This window comes from Thermoanaerobaculia bacterium (assembly GCA_035260525.1).
GTDB lineage: Bacteria > Acidobacteriota > Thermoanaerobaculia > UBA5066 > DATFVB01 > DATFVB01.
In genome coordinates, this window is the sequence record DATFVB010000325.1 from 1 (window position 1) to 4,988 (window position 4,988).

Here is a 4,988-nt window from a genome sequence, read left to right on the forward strand (position 1 = left end):
TGGCTGCTGCTCGCGTCGATGTCTCTCTCCGCCTACGAAGCGGCGGTGCTCTTCCTCTTCTGGCTCGTCCAGTTCCTCTTCCCGTCCACGCGCAACGCGATGATCGGCGTCTACGGCGCCTGGTGCGTCTGGGAGGTCGTCCTCGTCCTCGTCGGCCGCAAGAAGTGGACGGCGTTTTCCGCGTTCGCGCGCACGTGGCGCGCGCGCCGGGCGTGATAAATTTTCCCGGTGAAGAACGGAGCTTTTTCCGCGCAGGTCCGCCCGTGAGAGTCCCCGTCCCAACCGCGCCGCGGCTGACGCGGCGCGCCCGGGAGATCCGCCCGTCTCCGACGCTCGCCGTCTCGCGCACGCTGGCCGACCTGCGCCGGCGCGGCGTCGACGTCGTCGACCTCGGCGTGGGCGAGCCGGACTTTCCGACCCCCCGTTTCGTGAAAGAGGCCGGCATCGAGGCGATCGAGGCGGACCGGACGCGCTATACCGAGACGCCCGGAGAGCCCGCCCTGCGCGAGGCGATCGCCGAAAAATTCCGACGGCGCGGAGTCGACGCCGAACCGTCGCAGGTCATCGTCACCGCGGGGGGCAAACAGGCGCTCTTCGAGGCCTGCCAGGTGCTCTTCGAGGAGGGGGACGAGGTCCTCGTGCCGGCGCCGTACTGGGTGTCCTTCCCGGAAATGATTCGGCTCTCGGGCGCCACGCCGGTCTTCGCTCCTTCGCGGCGCGAGAACGGCTTCCGCCCGGCGCTCGACGACCTGATCCCGGCGTTCTCCGAGCGCACGCGCGGCCTGATCTTGAACTCGCCCAACAACCCGACGGGCGCGGCGATCGAGGAGGGCGAGCTCGCGAGGATCCTCGCGTGGACGAAGGAACGGCGGATCTTCGTCCTCTACGACGAGTGCTACGAGCTCTTCCTCTACGACGGCCGCCGCCACGCTTCTCCGGCCGACGACTGGGCCGCGCACGCCGACCACGTGCTGATCTCGGGAGCGGCCTCCAAGACGTTCGCGATGACGGGCTGGCGGCTCGGCTGGGCGGTCGCGCCGAAGGACGTGATCGCCGCGATGTCCGGATACCAGAGCCACTCGACCTCGAACGCCTCGTCGATCTCTCAGGCGGCGGCGCTCGCCGCGCTGACCGAGCTCGAACGGGCGAAAGAGTCGGTCGACGCGATGCTCGCCGAGTACGCGCTCCGGAGAAAGCTCGTCACCGCCGCCCTGAACGCCGTTCCGGGAGTCGAGTGCCCCGCTCCCGACGGCGCCTTCTACGCGTTCGCGGACGTCTCGGCGCTCTTTCCTCGGTCCGGTGCGGCGGGCTCGGAGGAATTCTCGCAGCTCCTGCTCGAGCGGGGACGCGTCGCGTCTGTCCCGGGGATCGCGTTCGGCGACGATCGCTACATCCGCTTCTCGTTCGCGGCGGCGCGGGAAGAGATCGAGAAGGGGATGGAGCGGTTCGCGGAGTTCGCGCGCGGCCGATGACCCATCCCGGGAATTTTCCGGCCGTCCTGCGCTTGGGCATCGCCCTGCTCGCGGCCGCGGCGGTCGCCGGCGCCGCGCGGGGCGACGACCTCATCGTCACCACGGCCAACGACGTCGTCAACGGCGACGTCTCGAGCCCGGCCGCCCTTGGAGCGGCTCCGGGGCCGGACGGGATCTCGCTGCGAGAGGCGCTGACCGCAGCCGACGGGGCGGCGGGACCGACGGCGATCACGATCGATCCTTCCCTCTCGGGGCGGACGATCGCGCTGACGAGCGACCTTCCGCCGGTCACGAGGGAGGGGATTTCGATCCTGGGACCGATCGACGCGTCCGGCCGGGCCCTCGTGACGGTCTCCGGCTCCCCGATCTCGGTGTTCGCGTCTCATTTCCGTGCGGCAGGGCTCCGGTTGATCGGGAGCCGCGGGGCCGTGTTCTACGTTTTCGCCGGCCGGCCCGACGCGCCCGGTTCGGCCACGGTGAGCGACGTCCGGATCGAGGACGACGTCTTCGAAGGAGGGGGGGCCGTGGACGTGGGCCACGCCGTGTCGATCGGCACCGCGGAGGAGTCGTCCGGCGCGAGGGTCGAGGGTGTGACGATCGCCCGGAACTCGTTTCTCGATTTCGGGGGCGACGTCGCGGCGGTCCTGTGCGAAGCGGGCGGGACGGCGGGGGCGGTCGGCGAGGTGGCCGTGGACGGCAACACGTTTCGCGGGAACGCGATCGGCGTGCGAATCGGGGTCGAAGGAGGCGGCAACCGCGTCTCCGGGGTCGCCGTCACCGGAAACGACTTCTTCGACAACGGAATCGCGGTCGCGGCGATCTCGGGGGCCCGCCTCGACCGCCCGCCGTCGACCGACGGAGTCGTGGAGGGGATCCTCCTCGCGCGCAACCGGATCCGGGGCGGGGATGCTGCCGCGATCTACTTCCTCGCCGGAGGGAGCGGCGCGACCGGGCTCGTCGTGCGCGACGTGGACGTCGTCGACGACGTCGTCTGGGGGGAACGTGGTTTCGCGGTCGGCGGCGAAGCGGGCTCGGGAACGGGATCGACGGGGAATCGCATCGAGAACGTCCGCATCGTCAACGACACCATGGCGTCGGGCGCCGGCCGCTCGGGAGTGGCTTTCTACGCCGACTCTTACGGAGCCGGCGGGAATTCGGTCTCGGGCATCGAGATCGCCAACACGATCTTCGCCGGGGACGGAGCCGCCTTCGCGGGAGACGCCGTGCCGTCCCTCGTCACGCACTCGATCCTGAGAGACCCGCGCTTCGTCGGCCGCGACGGGAATTTCTCCGGCGACCCGGCCTTCATCGACCCGGCGCGGGGGGACTTCCACCTGCGCGCCGGCAGCGGCGCGATCGGGAGGGGTCTGGCATCGGCCGCTCCCTGCGTGGACGCCGACGGGCGGGCGCGCCGCGCGGACGGCTCGGTCGACGTCGGCGCCTACGAATTCGAGGCGCCGTTGCGCGCGCGTCCGTGCCCGATTTCCGCCGCGATTCCGGCCGTTCCCGCGCGGGGCGCGTCCCGCTGACCGTCCGCGCGCACGGCTTCAAGGTCCTGCGCGTCTTCCCGTCACCCGCACCGAGATCGAGGCTCCCGCTTCCGGCGTCCCCGGACCCCGGCGCTGGAAATAGAGGACGAACGTCCAGAGCCCCGGCGCGTCGAAATCGTAGGAGAAAAAGAAAGCGGCTCCCGGCCCGAGGGAGAGGCGATGCACGGTCCGGATGCCGACGCCGCGCTCGCGGCTCCCTTCGGGCAGGATCATCAGCCGCGGCGCCGGATACGAATACGACTCCCGTCCATTCGCCTCGCGCCGGGAGATCGGTGTCGGAACCGCTTCGCGCGCGACCGTCGCGTACCGGAGGAGGGCGCCGGGCCGCGCCTCGCCGTCGACCTCGATCGACGCGGCTCGCCCGCCTCGCCGCACGCGGAGTCTCTCGTAGCCGCGGGCCGTGAATTCCGCCGCCAGGCGGAGTTCTCCGCCCTGCTCGGCCCATCCGATCCCGACGTGCGTCGCTTCGGGGTCGAGGATCGTGCGGCGATGGCTGTCCTTCGGCGGGGTCTCCTTCATCATCTCCGCCTGCGCGCGCAGGGCGAGCGCTTCCGCCGGCTCGTGCAGGCGTCCCGCCTCCGACATGAAGGCGGCGGCGTTCTCGCGTCCCATCCCGAAGTCGCCGCCGCCCGAGAGCCGGGCGTACGGCGGGAGGCCGTCGAGGAGGAAATGCCCGTTCGTCCTCTCCGCGATCTGCCGGCGCGTCGTCCGGCGGGCGAGAGCGGCCGCGGCCTCGTCCCAGAGCACGGGCGCGAGGCCGTGCGCGGCGCGGTCCCGGTTGATCCGGGAAAAGAGCGCCCCCGAAACCGGGTCGGCGGGTGCGCCGCCGCGCGGGAAGCGGTCTTCGAGCGCCGCGGAGAGGTCCGGGAGAGTGATCGACAGGGGAGCGGAGTCGCGCCGGGCCGCGGCGCAGGCGGCGAGGGCCGCGGCACAGGACACCGAAAGGACGACTCCGCGCGCGTGGGAGTGAACGCGGCTCCTTTTCACGATGCCTCGGCCGGCGAAGCGGTCAGGAGCGAACGGCCGCGGAAGTCGCCTCGTCCACCCAGACCGTGAACGATCCGCCCGGCGCCGGCTCCCGCTCTCCCCTGCGCTGGAAATAGAGGATGAACGTCCACATGCCCGGCTCGTCGGCCTGGTATGCGAACGAGAACCGCCCGTGAACGGAGGGGACCAGGCACCGGCGGTTCGCGAGCCCGAACGCGACGGACGGCGACGCGGCGGGAACGAGGACGAAACGCGGCGACGGGTATGAATAGGAATGGCGCGAGTTCGCTTCGGTGAGCGAGATCGGCGACGGGAACGGCTGGCGCGCGACCGAAACGTACGCGATCCTCATCCCCGGAAGCGCCTGCCCGCGCACGCGGATCGCCGAGGCGTACCGCGAAATCGGCGAGACGTCGAGATGGACGTAGCGCCGGGAGGTGAATTCCTCCGCCATACGGAAGTCGCTCCCCGCGGCCGACCATCCGACCCCCACGTGCGTCGCGGCCGGATCGAGGATGGCGCGCCGGTGGCCGTCGGCGGGCGGCTTTTCGGAGAGCATCTCGCGCTCACCGCGAAGGGCGAGGTCGAGAGGGGGTTCGTCGAGCCGGTCCCCCGTCGAGATGTAGGCGACGGCGTTCTCGGCGCCCACCCCGAGATCGCCGGTCCGGGACAGGCGCGCGTAGGGCGGGACGCCGTCGAGGAGGAAGTGGCCGACCGTGCCCTGGCGGATCTGTTCCCGCGTGTACTTCGTCGCGAGATCGGCCGCCTTCGGGTCCCACGCGACGGGCGGCAGTCCCGCGTGCGCGCGGTCCGCGTTGATCTGCTCGAAAACCGCCGCCGCGACGGGATCGGAGGGGGCGCCGTCCGGCCATCCGTCGGTCACCGGGGAGGCGAGGCCGGGAGGCGCGATCGACAGATGCTCCGGGGGCGCGTGGAGAATGCTGCACGCGGAAAGAAGAGCAATCGGCGCGGCGAGGAG

The 4,988-nt window shown here is 71.5% G+C and carries 5 protein-coding genes; 3 read left to right on the top strand and 2 right to left on the bottom strand.

The genetic code is table 11. The features are described from left to right. From VKH46_15480 to VKH46_15490, 3 genes are all read left to right on the top strand, one after another. The coding region (locus VKH46_15480; protein ID HKB72247.1) for a hypothetical protein at nucleotides 1-216 on the top strand (216 nt) is incomplete at its 5' end. Nucleotides 217-263: 47 nt separating this feature from the next. After that, complete coding sequence (locus tag VKH46_15485) at nucleotides 264-1,472, top strand: pyridoxal phosphate-dependent aminotransferase (GenBank protein ID HKB72248.1); 1,209 nt, start codon at nucleotides 264-266, stop codon at nucleotides 1,470-1,472. Next, nucleotides 1,469-3,001, top strand: a complete 1,533-nt coding sequence (locus VKH46_15490) for a choice-of-anchor Q domain-containing protein (protein HKB72249.1) — start codon at nucleotides 1,469-1,471, stop codon at nucleotides 2,999-3,001. The genes VKH46_15485 and VKH46_15490 overlap by 4 nt, the downstream gene beginning before the upstream one ends. An 18-nt stretch (nucleotides 3,002-3,019) precedes the next feature. Here the strand turns inward: VKH46_15490 and VKH46_15495 are convergent, their stop codons facing one another. Together VKH46_15495 and VKH46_15500 are read right to left on the bottom strand one after the other, a co-directional pair. Continuing rightward, nucleotides 3,020-4,009, bottom strand: coding sequence for a CAP domain-containing protein (locus tag VKH46_15495; GenBank protein HKB72250.1), 990 nt, complete (start codon nucleotides 4,007-4,009; stop codon nucleotides 3,020-3,022). A gap of 22 nt (nucleotides 4,010-4,031) precedes the next feature. Beyond that, on the bottom strand, nucleotides 4,032-4,988 hold a 957-nt coding region (locus VKH46_15500; GenBank protein HKB72251.1), incomplete at its 5' end, for a CAP domain-containing protein.

Excerpts from the sequence above, each read along its gene's own strand:
- VKH46_15490 (HKB72249.1), top strand. The coding sequence starts at position 1,469 with ATGACCCATCCCGGGAATTTTCCGGCCGTCCTGCGCTTGGGCATCGCC.